A 20,077-nucleotide genomic window follows, 5' to 3' on the forward strand; every position below is an offset into this window, starting at 1 on the left:
TACGAAAAAAGCCGCCCGAGCATTTACCCGAACGACCTCATTTATTTAATGCACCCATCCTGACACAATAACACTTACCACAAAAAGGCAATCATCTTGTGAGCGACACTTGGATTCTGATTCAACGCGCAATGCGCCGCCTGTTCCCCACTGTAGAAAGCTTCTTGATACTGTGTTAATTTTCCGCGCAACAAGTACCGAATTGAGCGCGCTGAAGCGACACCCACAAAACCATCATTGTTATACCCCGTGTTTGTATCTCCATAGACATTGAGTAGTTTCACGTTGTCTGGAAAATTGTGGCGATACTTGAGCATTTCTGAAAAATGCTTCGTGAAACGACTTGGTTTAACATCCAAGCGCCGGACCGTTGCTTCCGTCTGCGTGCTCAGAAACCCGGTCAGGCCATCGAACGGTCCGCCAATCGTCACGATTTTATTCAACGTTGGTAAGCGTTTGTCATGCCCATACTTCAATGCCTGATTGACAATATCATTGGCCCCGAGGGAATGACCAACCGCATTATAAGCTTTGACGCCATACTTCGCTTTTAGTTGGACTAAGACTTGGTGTAACCAATAAATCTGGGCTTTTTGTGAAGCGTGATTATCTTGAAAAACAACTTGAACCATCGGATTCTTGATTGACTTTTGCCAATAACCCTTAAAGGCCATCACACCATTCTTGTACACGTGCACCACTAACGCTTTTTGGGCAGCCCCCGCTTTTTCGGCTTTACGAATCAGATAGTTCGTCGAATACGCCCCACCATTGTAGCCATGTAAAAAGACCGTCGCTGTCTTTGACTGGTCATATTGATTCTTTAATATTCGTGCAGAACGCGGTGTCAATTGACTCGTTACTTTCGTAATCTTGGTATCATGATTCCGGGCCCCAACTAAAATCACAGCCGCACCGATAACAAAAACAATCAATAACAATTGAATCACCGTTCGCCAACGTTTCATCAAAATTATCTTACCCTTCATTATGTTTAACAGTCTTATTTTACGCGTTTCAATTAAAATAACCAGTCATCGTTTTCAACAATCGCCTTTTTAACCCGCACCAACGAATATTGAACCCAAATCATATTCTTTAGCCCCCCATCTCGTTATAATGGACTTACTAGGTTAAATAACTAACCTACTCAAATTGTTTATTTCTGGAGGGTAACTATGGAAAAACCAACGTTTAAATATCCTGATAAGGCTGCGTATGAGTTCGTCATTCAAGCCTTAGCCTCAAAAGGGATTACTTATCATGAAATTGCGCATATCACTTATAACTTACAAACAAAATACGTCCCTAACTTAACGATCGAAGAGTGCGAAATGGAGACGCAAGAAGTACTGCACAAGCGCGAACTATTGAACAATGCGATGGTTGCGTTAGAACTCGACCGACTTGCCACAGAAGGCCAGCTAAACGAGCCGCTCCAATCTATCATTGCCAGTGACGCCGGCGTCTTCGGTGTTGATGAAGGCTTAGCACTTAATATGGCGAATATTTACGGCACCATCGGCGTCACTAATTATGGTTACGTGGATAAAGTTAAAGAAGGCGTCATTAAGAAGTTAGATACTGATAAGTCAGGCGTTGTTAACACGTTTATTGATGACCTAGTTGGTGCGATTGCGGCGGCCGTTGCGGCTAAAATTGCACATAAGTATGCCTAAGCATTGTATTTGCTAGTCGTTATCGCTTATAAAAATCAGCAGACATCCTACTTCAATGCCTGTTTGCTTGAATTAGCTAGTCTGTACTGGATATGTCCGCTAAAAAACAGTTACTTCAAAATGAGGTAACTGTTTTTTTGTTGACCATGCTCACCACTAAATTAACCCACAACTGCCAAATGACATGCCTACTCCTCGACCTAACTACTGTAACTGATCTGCATAATCTCGTAAGTAAGTTGTCATCGTATGCGGGGCGTGACCCAGCACTTTTTCAGCCGTATCGGTCACGCGTTTAGCATTGCCCAACTGGGTAATCAAATACAGCATTACCATAACATTAACATAGTCCTTCTTGATTCCCCGCTTCAACATCACGCGGCGAAACCGCCATAAGCTCGGTCGATGATACGTTACCGGGTGACCACAGGATTCAGTCATTAGCGCCGCAATTTGCTGATAAGTCAACGCTTCTGGACCAGTCACAGTCAATTTCTGTTGTAAATATTGTGTATCTAGTAACGCCACGCCCGCAATCTCACCAATATCACGTGTATCAATAAAACTCGTCTTCGACCGCCCGGCTGGGATAAACAAATCGTGATTTTGCTGAATGTCGACGCGATGCGTGGTATTCAAATTTTGCATAAAGAAGCTCGGTCGAATGAATGTGTACGGTAACTGTAACTGTTCGATCATCTGCTCGATTTGATGATGTGGCGTCATTGGATTATGCTCAACACCCATCAACGAAACAAATACGACCTGCTCAATGTGGTGTGCTTGTAAGCATTTTAGGAAGGGCCACATATCTTGCTTGGGTTTAGCAAGTTGTGGTGGCCGCACGAAAAAAACCTTTTGGATTCCCCGTAACGCCGCATCAAAGGTCGTCTCGTCCAAAAAATCAAAGCGTCGAATTTCAACATCCGAATACGCAGCCAATAGTTGCTCGTCTTTATGCAAATTGTGGGCACCAGCAACAACTTGCACCCCCACCTGTTGATCTAGATATTGAATTAACGGTAAGCCAATATTTCCCGTCCCACCTATCACCAGTATTTTCATTTTATTAATTGCTCCCTAGTTTTTTTAACAGTTGTCTTAAAGACTGTTTTTCAGCAGCCGTCAATTTCTGAAGCCCCGTCGCAACGACCTGATCGCTAATACGCTGACCGGCCTGCAATTCTTGTATGCCAACTTGGGTCAAGCGTAGTAGCTTTGCTCGCTGATCCGCTGGATTAACGTCCTGTTCAACCAATTGCTTGGCAGCTAAGCGTCGAAGAATTCCTGACATCGTCGGCCGGTCCATATCGAGAACGTGGCACAGCTGGTTGGCAGTCGGCTGTTGCGCCGTTCTTTCGACCCAAAGACTGATTTGTTGCATCACAGCCCATTGTTGAATCGTCAATCCGTTAGCAATTAGCCGTTGATTTAGCTGATAACGTAACTGTTTGGAAAACTGCATTAGTAAATAACCAATATTATCCATTTCATCCTCCGCTATTTAGTTAGTATACTAACTAAATAGCTATAATTTGTCAATTTACACACAAAACAGTACCGCTTAACTGTGTCAATCAGTTTATGCTGGCAAGTAAGTAGTACTGTTTTATAATGTTTCGCCCCAAAAACACGGCATCAACTCATAAGCCGATCATTTTAAGCCATCTGATGTTCTGACATTGCTTGCATCTTGAGTACGCGCTGTTCACGTGGAATAAACATCCGAATCTCATCTTGGTTAAAGCCGCACAGAAGTCGGTGATCGTCAAAAATAATTGGCCGCCGCAATAATTGCGGTGTTTGGCTTAATACCCGAACAGCTTCGCTTAATGGCATATCTTCAATCGGTGTCGTCTTACTCAGTTGGTGATAAGCATTGGACTTAGTACTGATCAAATCATCAATGCCATTGTACGTGTACTGTAGCAGGTGCTTGATTTCAGTCTCCGTTAACGGCTGTGCATTCATATTACGTTCATGAAACGGGATCCGGTGTTCGAGTAACCACCGGTGGGCCTTGCGACAACTTGCGGTACTTGGTAACACACATAAGTTTATCATAAAATTATCCCCAATCTTGCTTGCCTAACAATGCAGCCCCCATTATTGTGCACTGTAATAGTTGACGTCATTAATTAACAACATAATCATAGCAAAATTCGCAGCTAATTGCTAGCGTTTTCAAAAAATAATTAAAATAATTTGATGAGTGCAGTTTATTGCAGGCCTAATCCCAATTTCATCTATACCAATATTACGCAATTTATATTAAGCGGTTGGTAATTGACCACTATCCTTCAGGTAATCACGCAGTACCACTGCCTGATTATGTTGTTCGTCCTTGGCACCGAACAATAAGATCACATTCGTCTTCGTCAGTTGTTCAGCAACTTGACTAATAAAGCTGGCCGTCAGGGGATTCTCATCCAATTCAGCCCGGTAACGATCGACAAATTCGGGATATTTCGCCGGTTCATGATTGAACCACTTACGTAACGTGGTCGACGGGCCAATTTCCTTTACCCAATTGTCCAACTGAGCGTTAACCTTCGAAATACCCCGGGGCCACAAGCGATCTACCAACACCCGATAACCATCCGTATCAACTGGTTTCGTGTAAATCCGTTCTAATTTTAATTGCATAATGAGCACTCCTCCTATCGTACGATGCGGTAAACAATCTATGACCATTTACAATAACCTATCACATTTCATGACCATAAGTTGACTCCATTATAACGCAGGTGCCGGTATCGTTAAATCGAACCAACACTTTCCCGCAACCACATATTGATCAGTCCTCGTGACAGCCACTATCATCAATTCAGCACAAAAAAATCAGGTCCCACGAATGGCCCTGATTTTCATCACAATGAGTTGACTAACATCTTATCATGATTATGACAATCACGTTAGCCTTCACCGATCACAACTTCAACTTGGCCCCTTTTCGGCACAAAATTAATGTTATAAATCGGTTCCCGCAATACCTTTTCATATTCTTCTAAGACATCTTGTGGCAATGGCGTATGGGCGGCCAATGCGCGCATTAAGTCATCGACCGAATAAACATCTTCCATGTTAATAAAGATCCGCATATTTCCCACAACATCATTCAATAATTCTGTCAAAATCGCATTGGGCTTACCGTTACCATCTGTAACAACCACTTGATTACTGTCGACTTCTTTATGGTCTATCTTTGTTAACTTAACGATATCAAATACATTTAACATGCGCGACCCTCCGTCACAATATTGATTTGCTATATTCTACCACAACCATAGCACATCTGAAGGGTGAAAAGTATTTAATGTTGACTGAATTAATCAATTGAATAGCGTGCAAAAATTTTTTCTTGAACCTTAGGCATTGGAAGTTTCTGCCGCTCAATCAACGTAAAGGTCTGACCAGCAAAGTAGGCTAAGTCACTTAACCCAACTTGACCACTCAAACCTTGAATGGTCCACTTCTGATGCGTAAACGTATGGGTCACAGGCCGCCCGGTCAGATAATGGGCCGTTAGCTGGAGCTGATATTCACGTTTAAAATAATTTTCTACCGCCGTAACTAGTTCTTCAGGTTGGTAATCATCATCTAAGTCTAAATCTGCAATCGGAATCAAGGGAACCGTCCATAAATTAGCCAACATCCCGTTACTCGGTCGCTTCGTCATCAACCACTGATCCTGCATCTTAGCTAATACCGCCACGTAAGCAACCGGCTTGGGCCGCGGTTTCTTCGTCTTGACCGGATAGGCTAACTCATCCCCATCCAAATAAGCTTGATTAAAGCGTTTGACCGGCGAATGAGCCGTATCTGGTTGCCGCGCTGTCATGTAGCTTGAACCGAGGTCCATAATCGCCTGGTTAAAATCTCCAGGTCGCTCTTGTGAAATAATCTGACTGATTACCCGTTCAAAAACAGCGCGGGTCTGGGGCTTCGCAATATCCGCGTCAATCTTGAGCAACCGGCTAAAGACGCGATAGGCATTACCATCCACAGCTGGAACTGGTTCATTGAACGCAATGCTGGCAATCGCTCCTGCAGTGTACGGGCCAATCCCAATCAACTCCGTCAGCTCAGCGGCAGTTTGAGGCCACTGTCCATCGTAATCGGTTAACAATTGTTTGGCACACCGTTGCATATTGCGGACACGTGAATAATAACCCAGGCCCTCCCACGCCTTTAACAACTGTGACTCAGGTGCGGCAGCTAGGTCCGCTACCGTTGGAAAAAGTGCCATAAAGCGCTGATAATAAGGAATCACAGTTTGAACCTGCGTCTGCTGTAACATAATTTCAGAGACCCAGACGTGGTAAGGCTCATGGTCATGTCGCCATGGTAAATCGCGGCCTTCGTGATCAAACCAATCTAATAGCGTCGTCTGAAAATCTTTAATTGTTGCCGCATCCCATTCAATCATTACTAACCCTCCAAAAAAGGCCACGAGGCTTCGTCTATCCGAAGTTCGTGACCACCTTATTTACAAATTAATCCAAAGTGTTAGCCAAATCTACGAGTGTTTTTTCGTAGTGATCCGTCACACTTTCATCCTGGAAATCGGCATTGAAAACGGCCAATGTCAAATACTCGGGGTATTTTAAGATGACCTCTGCTAGCCGCTTATTAATATCTGGATATTTTTGATCTTCATTATTCAAAATATCCAGACTCGCTTGGTAACAAACATTGGCTAAAAACAAATAATCCACAAAATAATTAAATCCTGGTTCGTTTTTTAATTCAAAATGCGCCTTCACGTCCACTGTTTCCGAAATATTCGTTAAATACTTCGTTACAATTTCTTGATACTGACGTAACAACTCCGCCTTTGCTTCTGCATGTACCGTTGCCATAAAATATCCCCACCTAATTTAATCTCTGTGAAGATTATAGCATACGGCGTAACCCCTGCTGAATGTTAGCTGCTAATCCAGCTAACTGATCGTACTGCCACTGACGCTCGGCAGTGACCGCAACCATGTCATTTGGTTGCGTTAAATTAACCAATTTAATTGCTTGGTCCGAGGCCCGCAGCGCATTTTCATCCGCATCTGCGGAAGCTACGGCCCAGCGAACGCAGTCCAGTGCCGCCGCACCAATGGAACTCGTCGTCGTTGCACTTAACTTAGTCAATCGTGCCAGTGCCTGCCGTACCTGGTAGCCACTAACAAGATTAACTTGCCACAATTCATTAGCATCAATTGCGAGTCGCAATTGTCGATCATATTTCTGTTGGTTATCAACATACTGCAAGGCTTTCTTGGCGATAATTAACGCCCATTTAGCCAATTGTTGTTGTGAGAGTTCACCAGTCAAAGCTTCGATTTGAGCCCGTATTCCAGGATCATCGTCAATCTCAATCTTAGGGTGACTCGGTCTAAAACCTTCCGTCATCACGCATTCCTACTTTCTTACAAATCCGACAACAAACATATCCTATCATTATCAATATTCAGTTCAATTGATATATCGATAGGATTAAATTGTACCAGAAATCCAGCAAAGATGTGAGTATCTGACTCCAGATTTCATCAAAAATTTACAAATTTTTGTAACCGTTTCATCCACTATAAATACAATAAAAAGACGCCCTGCCACCAATCGCGGCAAGTCGTCATATAAACCATTACTGAATTTCAATATGATGGGTATCCGCAGCTGCCTTCTTTGGCAAAGTTAACTGCAACACCCCATTTTCATATCGTGCTTCGATCTTGTCAACATCAACGTCGGGTAAAGAATACTGCCGGCCAAAGCGACCAGTTTGACGTTCGCTCGCGATAATATTACCATCTTTATCGCTTTCATCACTAATACTATCGCGTTTTACAGCAATCGATAATGTGCCATCCCGATACTTCAAGGCAATATTCTGTTTATCGATTCCAGGAACATCGACTTTCATCGTGTACTGATCGTCATTTTCTTTAATATCAGTCTTTAGGACCGACCCATGACTACCAGCATTTAAGAATGTCCGACCGAATCCATTAACCAAATCGTCCATCTTAGTCCAGTCATTCAACCGATCAAATAAATCATTGTGCCAATTCATCATATCGTTAGCCATTATGAAATCACCCTTTCAATTTGTTTACATCATTAATAATAAGCACTTTCATCAAGATTGCAACAATTTAGCACTCTCCGTATTAGAGTGCTAAATCACTCCACTTGATATGCCCGCATATCAACTGGGATCACCCTGACCATTTTATGTGGCGTGATTGTTAGTTGCTGGGTCGTTATCTTCGTAGGCCAGCGAGACTGCGGGCGATCAGCTAATTCCAAACCGACCAACATTCTGATTCGATCCAGAATATCAGGCACCCCAAATACATTATTACCCTGATTAAATGAAGTTTGGAGCATATTAATGGCAACCTGTAAGCGCTGATTATGGAAGCTAAAGGTTACTGGCACGTACACCAGATCAGTAGACGATAATTGCTCTTGTGCCAACGTCTTATCAAGCTGCGCCATAAACACTGTAAATTGATCCATTTGCGTCACCCCCATCATTAATTACCGCTATTATACTGCAAGACTGCTGTGACAGCTATTCAAATGGATGGCTGTCATAGCACTGCTAACAACCGACCATCAGTCTCCGTGCCAACTGCAATTTTGCTCGAACCAGTCAATCATCACCAGGCGATCCCGTGCACTCATTTTGGACAAAATAAAAGGGCGCGACCAATGTCTCGCCCTAACTGAAGAATCACGCTAATTATTAGTTATTAGATAACTTTTTAGCATCTTCATCGATCGTTTCGAAACCGGAAACGCCACTCTTCTTCTTTGGATGCTTTGCACGTTCTTCTTCGGCTTTTTGAATCATAGCCTTTTTTTGTTCCTTGCTAAGCTTTTGTGCCATGATTATCGCCTCTTTTATCTTGGACAGCGAAGTACAACTTCGCTACATGTTCATTATAAGTCTAAATTCAAAAAGTGGCACAAATTTGCTTAACTTTTTTGAAACTGCTTACTTGAATTCTGTAATAATTAAGTTTACAGTTAATATGTTCAGGAGGGGATTATATGACAAATGTATTGATCTTAGGGGCTGCGGGCCAAATTGCTCGTTTAGCCGAACAGCAATTTTTAGCCAACACAACTGATAATTTGACACTTTACTTACGTAATAGTAGCCGGGTCGCAGACCAACAATCTGACCGGGTGACGATTATCGATGGTGATACGACTGATGAAGCCAAATTAACCCAGGCGATGACGGGACAAGATGTCGTTTATGCTAATTTGGCTGGTCAAAACATCAAACAGCAGGCTGAAACCGTGTTAAAAGCCATGCATACCAGCGGCCTCAAACGGCTCATTTGGATCTCAACTTTAGGGATCTATGACGAAGTTCCCGGCAAGTTCGGTCAATGGAACAACGCAACGTTGGGTAGCTACCTGACGCGCTACTACGCCGCGGCTGAAGTCCTAGAAAATTCCGATCTCGACTACACAATCATTCGCCCTGCGTGGTTGACTAATAAGGACGAAATCGACTACGAAATAACCCAGCGACACGATCCGTTTAAGGGAACTGAAGTTTCTCGTAAGAGCATTGCGGCACTCGTCGTTAAATTAACCCAAGATCCCACAAGTAACATTCGCACGTCTTTAGGTGTTAACAAACCTAATACCGATGGTGACAAACCTGCTTGGTATTAATTAATTACCAGGCCGTCAAAAAAACAATTTAAAGATCAACCAGAATCACCACAATAGGCAATGCGTGGTGGTTCTTTTATTATCCATCAAATTATGAGAAAAATGATAATATCTAGACAGTTAACTAACGATGACTGATAATCAAGCTATCAATTCACTGGTATAACCAGCAATCCGTTCTCATGTTTTTTTCATCAAAAGTAATACCTGTAACCATTGATAAATCGCGGGTCTTTGCAATTGACGGTCAAAAATACAAGTGTTAAATTATAGACTCAATTTGAAAATAACTGGCGATATTCTTCAGTTTTCAAGGAGGCTTTCACTTGAATTTGAAATGGTACGTTAAGCAATTTAATGGTCTAACCACCACCCAACTGCACGATATTTATCAACTTCGTGCCAAGACCTTTATTAAAGAACAAGATCGGTCTTACCAAGACCCTGATGATACTGACTTGGACGCGCGTCACGTCTTCGCCTACGATCAGGGGCAACTCGTCGCTTATGCACGAATTTACGAACATGCTGGGGTCGTTTCGTTCGGCCGGATAACGACTGACAGTTGCTATCGTGGGACGGGCCTTGGCAAGCAACTCATGAATCACGTCATGGCAATTCTTAAAGTGCATTACAGCGCCGCCACCATTGAAATCGATGCCCAAACGCACGCCCAGAAGTTTTACGAGAAGTTCGGATTGATTGCGGAAGGTCAGCCTTATATTGACCTGGGTGCCGAAGTTATTAAAATGCACGCCCCCGCCCGGAAACTGGTGTTGGCGTAGCACAACTTACCAACCATCGTCCCCCAAGATAACTTTAATCTACTCAAATTATGATTAAAGCTGCGCATCAGAATGTTAAAATTCTGACACGCAGCTTTTATTTTTGGTCATTTCACAAATGGTCAAGTCCTGCTGAGCCCTTATTCAAGGGCCCTCACTAAACAAAAATGATAACTATCATTACAACTAATCACTAGCCGGATCACTCCGATACTGCTGCAAGATATAAATCGCGACAATCACCAATAACGAGCCGAGGATTTCGACCCATGTCACTTGTAAGCCTAAGAAAATAATACTTAGTACAAAAGTCACTACTGGTTGGACGGCATCAACAATACTGACCACCGCAGACGGCGCGTACTGTAGACTATGTAGCAACGATAAGAAAGCAAAAATCGTCCCGATTAAAACGATGGCGCCAATTGAAGTCACTAGCGTTGGTGTAATTTTTGGTGCACCGATCCAAATTGGGTGATATAAATTAAATAGGATTCCCGCAATCAATGTCCCCCAACCAAGAATCACGACCGGTGAATTTTCGGCTACAATCTTTCGCGGCAAGACTACGTACAAGGCCGCTGTTACCCCCGAAAGGATTCCCCAGACGAGTGCATCCATCGGAATCGCCAACTCATGAATATTACCCTTAGTGATTGCTAAAAACACCCCCAACAAGGAGACCGCAAACGCAATTAAATCAGTCCGTAAAGGCAGTTCCCGTTTAAACAGCAACGTTCCTAGTACAATAAACAAAGGACTTAAGTATTGTAAAATAGTGGCGGCAGCGGCTGTTCCGCGCTCAATACTGATGTAAAAAGTATACATATTCGCCATCAATCCCACTGTCGCGTATGCCACTAATTGTCCAACCGACGCCCAAGATCTAAAGACTTTGAAGATGTTGGTACCCTGTTGCACAAATCCAATCGCTAACAGAATGATTCCAGCAGATAACGTCCTTACAGATAAGAACCAATCAGCCGGGATGGCTTGGTTTTGTGATACGAACTGCATCACTGTACCTGAGACTCCCCACAGGGTCGAGGCCAACATCGCCCACATGATGCCCTTCATATAACGGTTAGTTGTCATATTTTTCAATTTCGCTCTACCTCAATTTAATTAATGGCAATATTATACCGAGACTTAATTAAAACTCACTGAAAATCGAGCGTTGTTTTTTAGGAAGATTCAGTAATCTTTATCATAATCAAGTTCTATCATCTATAAGCAACGATAAATCCGAACTTTTATTACTAATTGTGCGCAATTACACGGAAACCGCCCTCAACTAAATAGCACTGGGGCAGGTAACTACAGTAATTGCCCGCCCCAGTGCTATTTAAGTTCGTACCGATCCTAACAATTTGCGCCCATACTGATGCCGTTTCCAGCACACCGTACTTCAAGTGCCGTTTGGTTAGCTATTGTTTCACTGTTGACAATCCCTAGTCCGAACTGACCAAGACAGAAGTACTTAAAAGAGCGTCCCAACGTAGTAGTGAATGAACATCGTCACGATCCCAACGAGCACGTTGCGAATCACCGCCGTCTTCACATTGCCCTTACCTAATACGGCCGATAAATATCCTGTTAAGGCCACGGCAACGGACACCGCGATAATTGTTGCCGGCCACTGCCAATGAGCCGGTGCAAACGTCATCGCGAGCAACGGGAAGACGCCTCCTGCTGACGCTGAGAATAGCGATGCAAACGCTGCATCCCAAGGATTCATATAGTGTCCTAGTTGCATATCATATTTGATGCTGACAACGGTTGCCAATGGTTTTTTAGTTAATAAATCGCGTGCAATCGCCATCGCCGTCTCTTCCGTCACGCCAAGAGTCATATAGTGGCGTTGAACAGCATGCAATTCACCCTCAAAATCCGTCTTCAGCAATTGCCGCTCCTTTTCAACCACGGCTTTTTCAGTGTCCTTCTGCGTGCTGACCGAAGCATATTCTCCTGACGCCATCGAAAAAGCACAGGCTAATAAATCAGATAATCCAGCAATAAAAATCGTGAACTGATTAGTCGTGGCGGCCGCCACACTAAACAGCACCCCCACAACGGTTAAAATACCATCATTAGAACCTAAGACACCTGCTCGTAATGAGTTTAACTTCTCATCCATCGTTTGTTTGGTCTTCTCAGACTTTGTCCTTGTCAGTTGCATAAGCTCGCTCCCCTTGACCCTTTAATTAAGCAAATAAGTGACCAATAAAGTACGTTACGATCATCGTCAATAACCCGGCAACGACGTTACGAACCATTCCGCGCCGACGATTAGCATTACCCAGCATCGCCGCAACGTATCCCGTAATCATTAATGCAATTCCGACAGCCAACACCGTTGCTAACACCTTCACCCGTGGTGGGAAAAAGGTGATCGAAACTAATGGCAAAATTGAGCCAGTGGGAAAGGCAATCATCGACGCAATACCAGCCGCATACGGACTGATGAACTGGTTCGGATTGAAACCATAGCGTTCACGCACCGTCGTAGTCAGCGCATCTTCCGCCATCATTTCCCGGGTTGCTTGTTGCGCCAACGGTTTACTGATTCCTTGATCGACATATTTTTGTACGACTAGCGACGCTTCTGCTTCATAATCATCGGCAAGTGCTGCCTTCTGCTTAGTAATCGCCATTTTTTGTGAATCTTTTTGCGTATTCACGGAGACGTATTCACCCATGGCCATTGAAATCGTCCCAGCCAACATCCCGGCTAGTCCAGATATTAAAATCGAAAAACTATTGGTGGTTGCCCCCGCAACGCCAACAACAATGCCGGCAACTGATAGAATTCCATCATTCGCTCCCATGACACTTGCTCGCAAAATATTAACCCGCTGTGCCAAAGACATTCTTTTTTTCATGTTTGCCGCCTCCGTAGATACTTTATAATCATTATTACCTAGTAAATATTATATCTTTCAGAAAGAAAATGCAAGGCTTATTTGTAATCATTATCGAGTATAAGTTATGTATCCCTAAACTATAATATAGTGTACCACCATTTAATTATTAAAGTTAATTTGAATAATTATTATAGGTCATTGAAAGTGCTATTCTGCCTAGAATCAAAAAAAGCAGCACCGTTAGCATAAAATGCTAACGGTGCTGCTTTCATATTTTGACCCTAATATATTCCAACTTAGTTTGCTAACCGGAACTGTTGGGTTGTCTTTAATTCAAATTCAGTCGGTTGCGCGGCCGTCATTAAAGCTGGTGTCAATTCGACCCGCGTAATCGTCTGATCCGCGTATGGTTGCATGTAAAATGCTGGTTCATTCATGCTCATATAGGCGCGGTACTGGGTATAATCTGGCGTCCCGTTATCTTGCATCTTAACGCCCTTAGGAATCTCCACTGAGTTCAGCATGTGTGATAATGCGTTGACAGCTTCTGCATCAGTCGTTACTGCATCCGTATGTTCACGCATGAAGACCGTCCGAACGAAGCGTGCAACTGACGTATAGTCACCAGGCATTCCCAACGCCCCAGTTCCAGGACCGAAAGGATTCACCGTCATGTCACCGTATTGACGGCTAGGATGAGGGCCGGGTTGTAAGTTGACGTAATTACTCAAATTCTTGAGATGCCATTCAAAATCTGGTGTGTTCGTCATGACGCCCACCGGATTCTTCATGTAGTGAACACCGTCATTTTCCAATTCTAAGACGTAAGTAGAACCACTCTTGTCACTAATGATCCAGTGTAGTGGTACCACAATATTCAATAGTGGTGCGGCGGCTTCCATCACGTTCAAGTCAGCAATCCGTTCGCCTAATTCAGCGGTGCTCTTCACGTTTCCTAAAATCCACATTAAAACTTCGTGGGGTGCCAAGTTAACCTTGCCAGCCTTAGTCTGCTGAGTAAAGTGAGCTTGTCCCGAGAAATAGAGTGCAGCAGCACTGACCCCGTGCTCATTGACACCATCGACAAAGATATAGCCATTTAAGTCACGGCCCGTTCCAACAAAGCTATACGGGCTATCAAAACCGTCCGCATTGGTAACACTGTCAAAGTGGTGATTCCGTGGGATTGCCACTGGTCGACCACCAAGTTCAAAAGCAAAGTCCATGGTGCGTGCTAAAAACTGATCACCCGCCGTGGTTTGAATCGTTAAACTAGTACACATGGGTTTCACATCCTTGATTTAAATACTATTATTCTAGCATCTAAACCCATTATAAACACACATTTGCACAAATTAATTTACGCCAATCAGTTTGCCTTAGTCTTTTAATCGTAACGTCATCGCATTAATTGCCACGATTACCGTGCTTAATGACATCACTACCGCACCAAACATCGGGTTCAAAATAAAGCCGAGTGGTGCGAGAATACCAGCAGCCAAGGGGATTGTGATGACATTGTATCCAGCACCCCACCATAAATTTTGCGCCATCTTCCGGGTCGTTCGCCGGGCCAGAGCCAAGAAATCGACCACATCATTTGGATTACTCTTAACGAGAACAATATCAGCAGAATCAATAGCAACGTCAGTCCCAGACCCAATGGCAACGCCAATATCTGCCCGGGCCAGACTAGGGGCATCGTTAACACCATCGCCAATCATCATAACGTGGCTACCATCAGCCTGATACTGTTGAACGAGCTTAGCCTTATCTTCGGGCAATAAACCCGCATGCACTTCTGTAATTCCGAGCTGCTTAGCAACGACTTGGGCGCTCTGCGGATTATCACCGGTTAGCATTACTGGGGTAATGTTTTGGGCCTTCAAACTATCGATCAAGTTCTTGGCTTCCGGCTTGATCTGGTCACCCTGAGCGACAAAACCTAAGACTGTCTGCTCCTGAATCAAAAAACTGACTGAGTTACCGGCACTTGCCAGTCGATTGAACGTTTGCTGGTCATAGGCTAAATTTTGTTTATCCAAGTAAGCTGCCGAAACGATCTGATACGTCTGCCCATCAATCGTGCCGCTTAACCCGACACCAGTAATCTGATGAACATCCTGACTAACCTTAGGGGTTAACTGATGTTCCTTAGCGGCAGCAAGAATTCCGACAGCTAAGGGATGACTAGAGCCATTTTCCAAACCGGCCATCATCGCCAAGACTGCGTCCGCAGTTAGCCGGTCGGCGATACTTTGATAATCAGCGACCTTAAAGTTACCAGCTGTCAATGTCCCGGTCTTATCCATCAACGCGTAGTTCAACTTTTTGACTTGTTCCATCGCATCCCGATTACGAATCAGTAACCCGTGGCTGGCCGCAATCGCCGTACTCCGTGCCACTACCAATGGAATTGCCAATCCTAAAGCGTGAGGACAAGCAATCACGAGCACTGTCACCGCAATTGATAGTGCTAACGCCAGATTGCCCACGAGTAACCAGACGATAAAGGCAACGATTGCAACGGTCAAGGCAGCGTAGAACAAGAGTCCGGCCACTTTATCCGCCATATTTTCTTGCGACGATTTGGCCGCCTGTGCGTCACTGACTAACTTCATGACTTGGGCTAAGTATCCGGATTCACCAGTCCCGGTGACTTTCATCTCAAACGTCCCATCACCATTGACTGAACCACCCACAACTTGATCCTTAGCGCGTTTTTCAACTAACTTAGCTTCACCAGTAACCATCGCTTCATTCACACTAGTCGCACCATTTAACACTGTGCCGTCAGCTGGAATTTGTTCACCAGCCCGGACCTGAACTTGATCACCATTAGCTAGATCAGCAATTGCCACGTCATGGACCTGCCCATCAACTAACTTATGTGCCGTACTTGGTAACAGTTTTGCTAGTTTATCTACCGCCGATCCCGCATTCATGACCGTATTCATCTCGATCCAGTGGCCTAACAACATGATGACGATCAAAGTCGCTAGTTCCCAGAAGAAATCGGTCACCATTGGTTTTGCATTTAACAAGTCATTGGCAACCACAGCATAGATACTGTAAACGTACGCCACACTGATACCCATTGTAATCAACGTCATCATGGCAGGCTTATGATTTTTGACCTCCGCCTTGGCACCGCTGAAAAACGGTTGCCCACCGTATAGAAACAGGATTGTGCCTAAAATTGCGACGATATAATCGGACCATGGCCGAAAAACGATTTGAAATGGTAAATTGACCCCCATCATCGGACTCATAATGATAATCGGAATCGTCAGAACTAACGCTACCCAAAACTTCAACTTGAGATTGCCCATGTGCATCATCTCACCGTTACCCATATCCATATCGCCCATGTCATTTGAATCATGGTGCGCCATGTGTTGCATATCCATGTCTTTCATAATAGCGACCTCCCCTAGTCGGATTGTCTACATCTGTAATTTATGGCTAAAGTTTACAATTGTAGACGATAAAAGTCAAGAAAAACACTTTCTTGACTTTTTGTCGCCATTCATCTGTTTTCTGAGTATCCTATCTTGAAAGTAAGTCCCTTCCATTAGGCGCACTATAACTGATGGTTCCGATTAAGGCCTGCACGAATGCCCCATGTTCAGTTAGCCAAGTATCTTTAAGATCATTTCCCTCAAAAAATGTCATGTTCAGATTAAGAAAATCCAAACATGACATTCAGTGTTATTTCAATATTCGTTTATAACCACATTAACACCGCGTCCCCGGCACACAATCGCAGTCCACCATTTCTGGCGCATCCTTGGCTTTTTCAGCCAATACTGCCTGTAAAGCGGCGATATCCGTTTGACTCAATTCCGTTTGGTTAACAAGGTCCACCAACGTTTGACCAACGCGCATCTGACATAAATGACCGAAGAGGGTGCCCACGGCCTCATCCATCGATGGCTGTTCCTCAACCATTGGATAATAATTGAACGCTCGACCATTCTTTTCAGCACGTAACGCACCTTTTTTGACGAGCCGTCCAAGCAGTGTCTTGACCGTTGCTGTCTTCCATCCCATCTTATCCGCCATGATCTCAGCGACCTGACTACTCGTGACATTGCCCAACGTCCAAGCAACCCGCATGACTTCCCATTCGGCATCACTGATTTCAATTTTAGTTTGTGCTTCCAATGGTTTGACCACCCTTCGAATTAAATTAACTGTAGTTTACAACCGTAAACGTAAAAAAGCAACTATCACTCTCGCATGGTTCACCATCTAGCATAGCGCAATTTTCTTTCTAATAACAACATTGACTGCCATTAACCACTACCCAAATCATCACTAGTTAGGTTAATAACTTGATTGGCGCAAAAAAACGGCCCTAATTACTGAGCCGCAACAAAATGATCTAATAATGATGATAACGCCGCGACGCTATCTGGATAATTGCTCGGATGTTGTAATAGGTAACTCTTGATTTTGCCGTGATACAATACCGTCGTGGCGGCCTGTCCGCTCGTCTGCAATAAACTCCGCCGAAATTCATTGAGCAACAGTTGTAACCCGCTTTGCGCTGCGTCTTGGCGCTCCAACATCAGTGCCGCACGGCTGATAGCATCGAGAACCTGCGTTTGCGTGATTTGTGATTGTGTTGACATGTTTTTCCCTCTATTTACTGTAATATGCTTAAGTATACACCGTTAGTGGCACAAACAGGTATTATTTATCTGTTGAAAAACTATGTTATGCTACTAAATATTAATTATTTTAGTGACGGGGGTTCAGCATTTGAAACCAAACTCAAAACTATTACAGCGACTACGATCATGGATGCGTGGGCGGTACGGTCAAAACGATACGTTAAACCGCTTTTTAAACAATCTCGCTTTACTATTGATCGTCATCAGTTTTTTCATTCGCACCGGGTGGCTACTCTTAATTGCCGTGATGCTCATCGGTATTAGTTACTGGCGTTTGTTCTCTAAAAAGATTTATCAGCAAGTTGCGATCAATCGCGGCTTTCAGCGCTTTTGGTCACCGATTATTCGCCCATTCAGCCGTTTAAAATACCAGGTCAAGCAGCATTGGCAATACCGCTTTTTCCGCTGTTCACAGTGTCACCAACGGATTCGGATTCCGCGTCATCATGGTCGCGTTCGGATAACTTGCCCCCAATGTGGACACCAATTCGAAGCTAAAGTGTAACCATCGTGCTTGGATGAAAACATAACGATTGTTGAACATAACTGATCCGCCTGCAGACCTGATTTTGCTTAGCAACCACCTATAATAGGCCACCTTAGTTTGACACTGAGGTGGCCTATTTACATACAAAAACACTATTTTAACAACCATTACGTGCTACCTTTCTCGCTCAATGAAACTGCCGACAATTGCAGTCACAGACGCACTAGTTGAGTGATGGTTTTCAAACTACCGTAAATCAATCCTCTTTTTTCAGAAAAAACACTTACGAAAAAAATAATTTTCTGGTATGCTAACCCATTGTATTCAGGAAAGTGAGTGTGAACAATATAATGGATTCAGTACAAAGTAGCCCGCAAGCTAAACAACGGGCCCGCGTTCCCGTTGCCCATCCCATGCTAGCCATGATGGGGATGTTAATTGGTGGTTTTGTTGGGATGTTTAGTGAAACATCACTGAACATTGCCCTCCCCCAATTGATGGCTCAGCTACACGTGTCAACGGCAACTGTGCAATGGCTAGTAACCGGTTACATGCTTATGATTGGGATTGTCCTTCCACTTTCAAGCTTAATTACCAAATGGTTTACGACCCGCCAAGTGATTTTATTTGCCCTGATTGACTTCGCCGTTGGTGCGATTATTTCGGCTTCAGCGCCTGGCTTTGGCGTGTTATTATTCGGTCGAATGATTCAAGGTATCGCAACTGGCCTGATCTTACCACTCATGTTTACCGTGGCTATGCAGATTTTTCCACCCTACAAATTAGGGGCAGCTATGGGGATGGTCGGTTTAGTCATCATGTTCGCACCGGCCGTGGGTCCAACGATTGCTGGAGCCATCTTAGGACTAGCTTCATGGCGGTGGATTTTTTGGCTCTTTATCCCATTCTTGATTATTGCCTTTATCTTTGCCGTCACTTCACTTAAAAACATTGCGAAAGTAACCCGGCCGAAAGTGGACTTCTTATCCATTTTACTTTCAATGGTTGGCTTTGGTAGCCTTGTTGTTGGCGTTAGTCTTGCTAGTGATCAAGGTTGGGGGTCGCCCGCTGTACTAGGTGCCTTAATTTTGGGACTGGTTATTCTGGCTTGGTATGCCCATCGACAACTCACCATGGAATCGCCAATTCTGAACCTTAAGACATTTGCTATCCCTGGTTTTCGGGTTGGCGCATGCCTCGTTATGATTAACTTTGGGATTATCTTATCAGCCATGTATTTACTCCCAATGTACATTCAAAAGGGGCTGTTGATTCCCGTTGCCTTGACTGGGGTCATCATGTTACCCGGTGGCTTGATGAACGCAATTGTGTCGGCCGTCTCGGGTCGCTTATATGACTCGATTGGCGCCCGCACTCCAGCAATGCTGGGGTTCTTGATTTCAATGGTTGGTGCCCTCATGTTGGCACTGACAACCACGCAGAGTGCAACGTGGTACGTTATTTTGGCCCACGTTATCTTAATGATTGGGGCGCCATTAGCGATGTCCCCTTCACAGACGCATGGTTTAAATTCCTTAACGGGACCAATTGCCGCCGATGGTAGTACAATCATGAACACACTACAGCAAGTCGTTGGTGCCATTTCAACCGCGATTGCAACGAGCTTATTAGGCATTGGCCAAGCTTCTTACTACGCCAATGGGGGTCATCAAGCTGCTAGCGCGTTCGTCAACGGTGCCCATTACGGGTTCTACTTTACGTTTATTTTAGCGCTCGCCGGTTTGTTGCTTGCAACCCGTTTGTCTAAAAAAACGACTAACTAACTGTCATTAATCAAAACTAGCGCTGTTGGATATACTCCTCTTTGGGTAGACAAGCAAATAATCAAAGCTTGCCTACCTAAGGAGGAGTTTTTCTATGGGCAGAAAAGGTT

24 protein-coding genes are annotated in these 20,077 nt (G+C 44.1%); 5 read left to right on the plus strand and 19 right to left on the minus strand.

Annotated features, from left to right (window positions below; translation table 11 throughout):
* Positions 1 to 74: 74 nt before the first annotated feature.
* A complete protein-coding gene (locus tag ACOV1R_RS12050) occupies positions 75 to 989 on the minus strand; it encodes an alpha/beta hydrolase (RefSeq protein WP_015379492.1) in 915 nt (304 codons plus the stop codon).
* 189 nt (positions 990 to 1,178) lie between these two features.
* Between ACOV1R_RS12050 and ACOV1R_RS12055 the strand changes: the two genes are divergently transcribed.
* Positions 1,179 to 1,679, plus strand: a complete 501-nt coding sequence (locus ACOV1R_RS12055; protein ID WP_003645558.1) for a phosphatidylglycerophosphatase A family protein — start codon at positions 1,179 to 1,181, stop codon at positions 1,677 to 1,679.
* 204 nt (positions 1,680 to 1,883) lie between these two features.
* Here the strand turns inward: ACOV1R_RS12055 and ACOV1R_RS12060 are convergent, their stop codons facing one another.
* From ACOV1R_RS12060 to ACOV1R_RS12110, 11 genes are all read right to left on the minus strand, one after another.
* The gene (locus ACOV1R_RS12060) at positions 1,884 to 2,744 is read right to left on the minus strand and encodes an NmrA family NAD(P)-binding protein (protein ID WP_003645557.1); all 861 of its coding nucleotides are present in this window, start codon (positions 2,742 to 2,744) and stop codon (positions 1,884 to 1,886) included.
* Between the two features lie 4 nt (positions 2,745 to 2,748).
* Positions 2,749 to 3,168 carry a MarR family winged helix-turn-helix transcriptional regulator gene (locus ACOV1R_RS12065; RefSeq protein WP_003645556.1) on the minus strand — a complete coding sequence of 140 codons (420 nt, stop codon included), beginning with the start codon at positions 3,166 to 3,168 and terminating at the stop codon, positions 2,749 to 2,751.
* Between the two features lie 170 nt (positions 3,169 to 3,338).
* Positions 3,339 to 3,743 carry a Spx/MgsR family RNA polymerase-binding regulatory protein gene (locus ACOV1R_RS12070; protein ID WP_003643504.1) on the minus strand — a complete coding sequence of 135 codons (405 nt, stop codon included), beginning with the start codon at positions 3,741 to 3,743 and terminating at the stop codon, positions 3,339 to 3,341.
* 207 nt (positions 3,744 to 3,950) lie between these two features.
* Positions 3,951 to 4,325 carry a DUF488 domain-containing protein gene (locus ACOV1R_RS12075; RefSeq protein WP_003643505.1) on the minus strand — a complete coding sequence of 125 codons (375 nt, stop codon included), beginning with the start codon at positions 4,323 to 4,325 and terminating at the stop codon, positions 3,951 to 3,953.
* A gap of 269 nt (positions 4,326 to 4,594) precedes the next feature.
* Positions 4,595 to 4,918: a hypothetical protein gene (locus ACOV1R_RS12080; RefSeq protein WP_003642958.1), complete on the minus strand. Its 324-nt coding sequence runs from the start codon at positions 4,916 to 4,918 to the stop codon at positions 4,595 to 4,597.
* A gap of 89 nt (positions 4,919 to 5,007) precedes the next feature.
* A complete protein-coding gene (gene mutY / locus ACOV1R_RS12085; RefSeq protein WP_003643506.1) occupies positions 5,008 to 6,108 on the minus strand; it encodes an A/G-specific adenine glycosylase in 1,101 nt (366 codons plus the stop codon).
* Positions 6,109 to 6,175: 67 nt separating this feature from the next.
* Positions 6,176 to 6,541, minus strand: a complete 366-nt coding sequence (locus ACOV1R_RS12090; RefSeq protein WP_015379494.1) for a hypothetical protein — start codon at positions 6,539 to 6,541, stop codon at positions 6,176 to 6,178.
* 34 nt (positions 6,542 to 6,575) lie between these two features.
* A complete protein-coding gene (locus tag ACOV1R_RS12095; protein ID WP_003643507.1) occupies positions 6,576 to 7,082 on the minus strand; it encodes a putative immunity protein in 507 nt (168 codons plus the stop codon).
* Positions 7,083 to 7,314: 232 nt separating this feature from the next.
* Complete coding sequence (locus tag ACOV1R_RS12100) at positions 7,315 to 7,758, minus strand: Hsp20/alpha crystallin family protein (RefSeq protein ID WP_003642962.1); 444 nt, start codon at positions 7,756 to 7,758, stop codon at positions 7,315 to 7,317.
* A gap of 95 nt (positions 7,759 to 7,853) precedes the next feature.
* Positions 7,854 to 8,210 (minus strand): hypothetical protein, encoded by a 357-nt coding sequence (locus ACOV1R_RS12105; protein ID WP_015379495.1) that lies wholly within the window; start codon positions 8,208 to 8,210, stop codon positions 7,854 to 7,856.
* A 211-nt stretch (positions 8,211 to 8,421) separates the two neighbouring features.
* Positions 8,422 to 8,565, minus strand: a complete 144-nt coding sequence (locus tag ACOV1R_RS12110) for a hypothetical protein (protein WP_003642964.1) — start codon at positions 8,563 to 8,565, stop codon at positions 8,422 to 8,424.
* 164 nt (positions 8,566 to 8,729) lie between these two features.
* Here ACOV1R_RS12110 and ACOV1R_RS12115 point away from each other — a divergent pair, with 164 nt between their 5' ends.
* Both ACOV1R_RS12115 and ACOV1R_RS12120 read left to right on the plus strand, forming a co-directional pair.
* Complete coding sequence (locus tag ACOV1R_RS12115; protein WP_003642965.1) at positions 8,730 to 9,368, plus strand: SDR family oxidoreductase; 639 nt, start codon at positions 8,730 to 8,732, stop codon at positions 9,366 to 9,368.
* Positions 9,369 to 9,694: 326 nt separating this feature from the next.
* Entirely contained in the window at positions 9,695 to 10,153 is a 459-nt protein-coding gene (locus tag ACOV1R_RS12120; RefSeq protein WP_003642966.1) for a GNAT family N-acetyltransferase, read from the plus strand.
* A gap of 186 nt (positions 10,154 to 10,339) precedes the next feature.
* On the opposite strand, the gene ACOV1R_RS12125 is transcribed toward ACOV1R_RS12120, so the two are convergent.
* From ACOV1R_RS12125 to ACOV1R_RS12155, 7 genes are all read right to left on the minus strand, one after another.
* Positions 10,340 to 11,248, minus strand: coding sequence for a DMT family transporter (locus ACOV1R_RS12125; RefSeq protein ID WP_015379496.1), 909 nt, complete (start codon positions 11,246 to 11,248; stop codon positions 10,340 to 10,342).
* A 385-nt stretch (positions 11,249 to 11,633) separates the two neighbouring features.
* Positions 11,634 to 12,332 carry a VIT1/CCC1 transporter family protein gene (locus tag ACOV1R_RS12130; protein ID WP_003642968.1) on the minus strand — a complete coding sequence of 233 codons (699 nt, stop codon included), beginning with the start codon at positions 12,330 to 12,332 and terminating at the stop codon, positions 11,634 to 11,636.
* Positions 12,333 to 12,357: 25 nt separating this feature from the next.
* Positions 12,358 to 13,035 (minus strand): VIT1/CCC1 transporter family protein, encoded by a 678-nt coding sequence (locus ACOV1R_RS12135; protein ID WP_003645552.1) that lies wholly within the window; start codon positions 13,033 to 13,035, stop codon positions 12,358 to 12,360.
* Between the two features lie 278 nt (positions 13,036 to 13,313).
* A complete protein-coding gene (locus ACOV1R_RS12140; protein ID WP_003643511.1) occupies positions 13,314 to 14,300 on the minus strand; it encodes a choloylglycine hydrolase family protein in 987 nt (328 codons plus the stop codon).
* 96 nt (positions 14,301 to 14,396) lie between these two features.
* Positions 14,397 to 16,436 (minus strand): heavy metal translocating P-type ATPase, encoded by a 2,040-nt coding sequence (locus ACOV1R_RS12145; RefSeq protein WP_003645551.1) that lies wholly within the window; start codon positions 16,434 to 16,436, stop codon positions 14,397 to 14,399.
* A gap of 319 nt (positions 16,437 to 16,755) precedes the next feature.
* The gene (locus ACOV1R_RS12150; protein ID WP_003645550.1) at positions 16,756 to 17,184 is read right to left on the minus strand and encodes a CopY/TcrY family copper transport repressor; all 429 of its coding nucleotides are present in this window, start codon (positions 17,182 to 17,184) and stop codon (positions 16,756 to 16,758) included.
* 197 nt (positions 17,185 to 17,381) lie between these two features.
* The gene (locus ACOV1R_RS12155) at positions 17,382 to 17,654 is read right to left on the minus strand and encodes a hypothetical protein (RefSeq protein ID WP_003642973.1); all 273 of its coding nucleotides are present in this window, start codon (positions 17,652 to 17,654) and stop codon (positions 17,382 to 17,384) included.
* A gap of 130 nt (positions 17,655 to 17,784) precedes the next feature.
* Here ACOV1R_RS12155 and ACOV1R_RS12160 point away from each other — a divergent pair, with 130 nt between their 5' ends.
* Both ACOV1R_RS12160 and ACOV1R_RS12165 read left to right on the plus strand, forming a co-directional pair.
* Positions 17,785 to 18,201 carry a hypothetical protein gene (locus ACOV1R_RS12160; protein ID WP_003645549.1) on the plus strand — a complete coding sequence of 139 codons (417 nt, stop codon included), beginning with the start codon at positions 17,785 to 17,787 and terminating at the stop codon, positions 18,199 to 18,201.
* A 332-nt stretch (positions 18,202 to 18,533) separates the two neighbouring features.
* Entirely contained in the window at positions 18,534 to 19,967 is a 1,434-nt protein-coding gene (locus ACOV1R_RS12165; protein ID WP_003643514.1) for a DHA2 family efflux MFS transporter permease subunit, read from the plus strand.
* Positions 19,968 to 20,077 lie beyond the last annotated feature (110 nt).

The sequence above is a fragment of the Lactiplantibacillus sp. YT640 genome (genome assembly GCF_049745435.1).
Classification (GTDB): Bacteria; Bacillota; Bacilli; order Lactobacillales; family Lactobacillaceae; genus Lactiplantibacillus; species Lactiplantibacillus plantarum.

Excerpts from the sequence above, each read along its gene's own strand:
- ACOV1R_RS12050 (WP_015379492.1), bottom strand. The coding sequence starts at position 989 with ATGAAGGGTAAGATAATTTTGATGAAACGTTGGCGAACGGTGATTCAA.
- ACOV1R_RS12055 (WP_003645558.1), top strand. The coding sequence starts at position 1,179 with ATGGAAAAACCAACGTTTAAATATCCTGATAAGGCTGCGTATGAGTTC.
- ACOV1R_RS12060 (WP_003645557.1), bottom strand. The coding sequence starts at position 2,744 with ATGAAAATACTGGTGATAGGTGGGACGGGAAATATTGGCTTACCGTTA.
- ACOV1R_RS12065 (WP_003645556.1), bottom strand. The coding sequence starts at position 3,168 with ATGGATAATATTGGTTATTTACTAATGCAGTTTTCCAAACAGTTACGT.
- ACOV1R_RS12070 (WP_003643504.1), bottom strand. The coding sequence starts at position 3,743 with ATGATAAACTTATGTGTGTTACCAAGTACCGCAAGTTGTCGCAAGGCC.
- ACOV1R_RS12075 (WP_003643505.1), bottom strand. The coding sequence starts at position 4,325 with ATGCAATTAAAATTAGAACGGATTTACACGAAACCAGTTGATACGGAT.
- ACOV1R_RS12080 (WP_003642958.1), bottom strand. The coding sequence starts at position 4,918 with ATGTTAAATGTATTTGATATCGTTAAGTTAACAAAGATAGACCATAAA.
- mutY (WP_003643506.1), bottom strand. The coding sequence starts at position 6,108 with ATGATTGAATGGGATGCGGCAACAATTAAAGATTTTCAGACGACGCTA.
- ACOV1R_RS12090 (WP_015379494.1), bottom strand. The coding sequence starts at position 6,541 with ATGGCAACGGTACATGCAGAAGCAAAGGCGGAGTTGTTACGTCAGTAT.
- ACOV1R_RS12095 (WP_003643507.1), bottom strand. The coding sequence starts at position 7,082 with ATGACGGAAGGTTTTAGACCGAGTCACCCTAAGATTGAGATTGACGAT.
- ACOV1R_RS12100 (WP_003642962.1), bottom strand. The coding sequence starts at position 7,758 with ATGGCTAACGATATGATGAATTGGCACAATGATTTATTTGATCGGTTG.
- ACOV1R_RS12105 (WP_015379495.1), bottom strand. The coding sequence starts at position 8,210 with ATGATGGGGGTGACGCAAATGGATCAATTTACAGTGTTTATGGCGCAG.
- ACOV1R_RS12110 (WP_003642964.1), bottom strand. The coding sequence starts at position 8,565 with ATGGCACAAAAGCTTAGCAAGGAACAAAAAAAGGCTATGATTCAAAAA.
- ACOV1R_RS12115 (WP_003642965.1), top strand. The coding sequence starts at position 8,730 with ATGACAAATGTATTGATCTTAGGGGCTGCGGGCCAAATTGCTCGTTTA.
- ACOV1R_RS12125 (WP_015379496.1), bottom strand. The coding sequence starts at position 11,248 with ATGACAACTAACCGTTATATGAAGGGCATCATGTGGGCGATGTTGGCC.
- ACOV1R_RS12130 (WP_003642968.1), bottom strand. The coding sequence starts at position 12,332 with ATGCAACTGACAAGGACAAAGTCTGAGAAGACCAAACAAACGATGGAT.
- ACOV1R_RS12135 (WP_003645552.1), bottom strand. The coding sequence starts at position 13,035 with ATGAAAAAAAGAATGTCTTTGGCACAGCGGGTTAATATTTTGCGAGCA.
- ACOV1R_RS12140 (WP_003643511.1), bottom strand. The coding sequence starts at position 14,300 with ATGTGTACTAGTTTAACGATTCAAACCACGGCGGGTGATCAGTTTTTA.
- ACOV1R_RS12145 (WP_003645551.1), bottom strand. The coding sequence starts at position 16,436 with ATGAAAGACATGGATATGCAACACATGGCGCACCATGATTCAAATGAC.
- ACOV1R_RS12155 (WP_003642973.1), bottom strand. The coding sequence starts at position 17,654 with ATGTCAACACAATCACAAATCACGCAAACGCAGGTTCTCGATGCTATC.
- ACOV1R_RS12165 (WP_003643514.1), top strand. The coding sequence starts at position 18,534 with ATGGATTCAGTACAAAGTAGCCCGCAAGCTAAACAACGGGCCCGCGTT.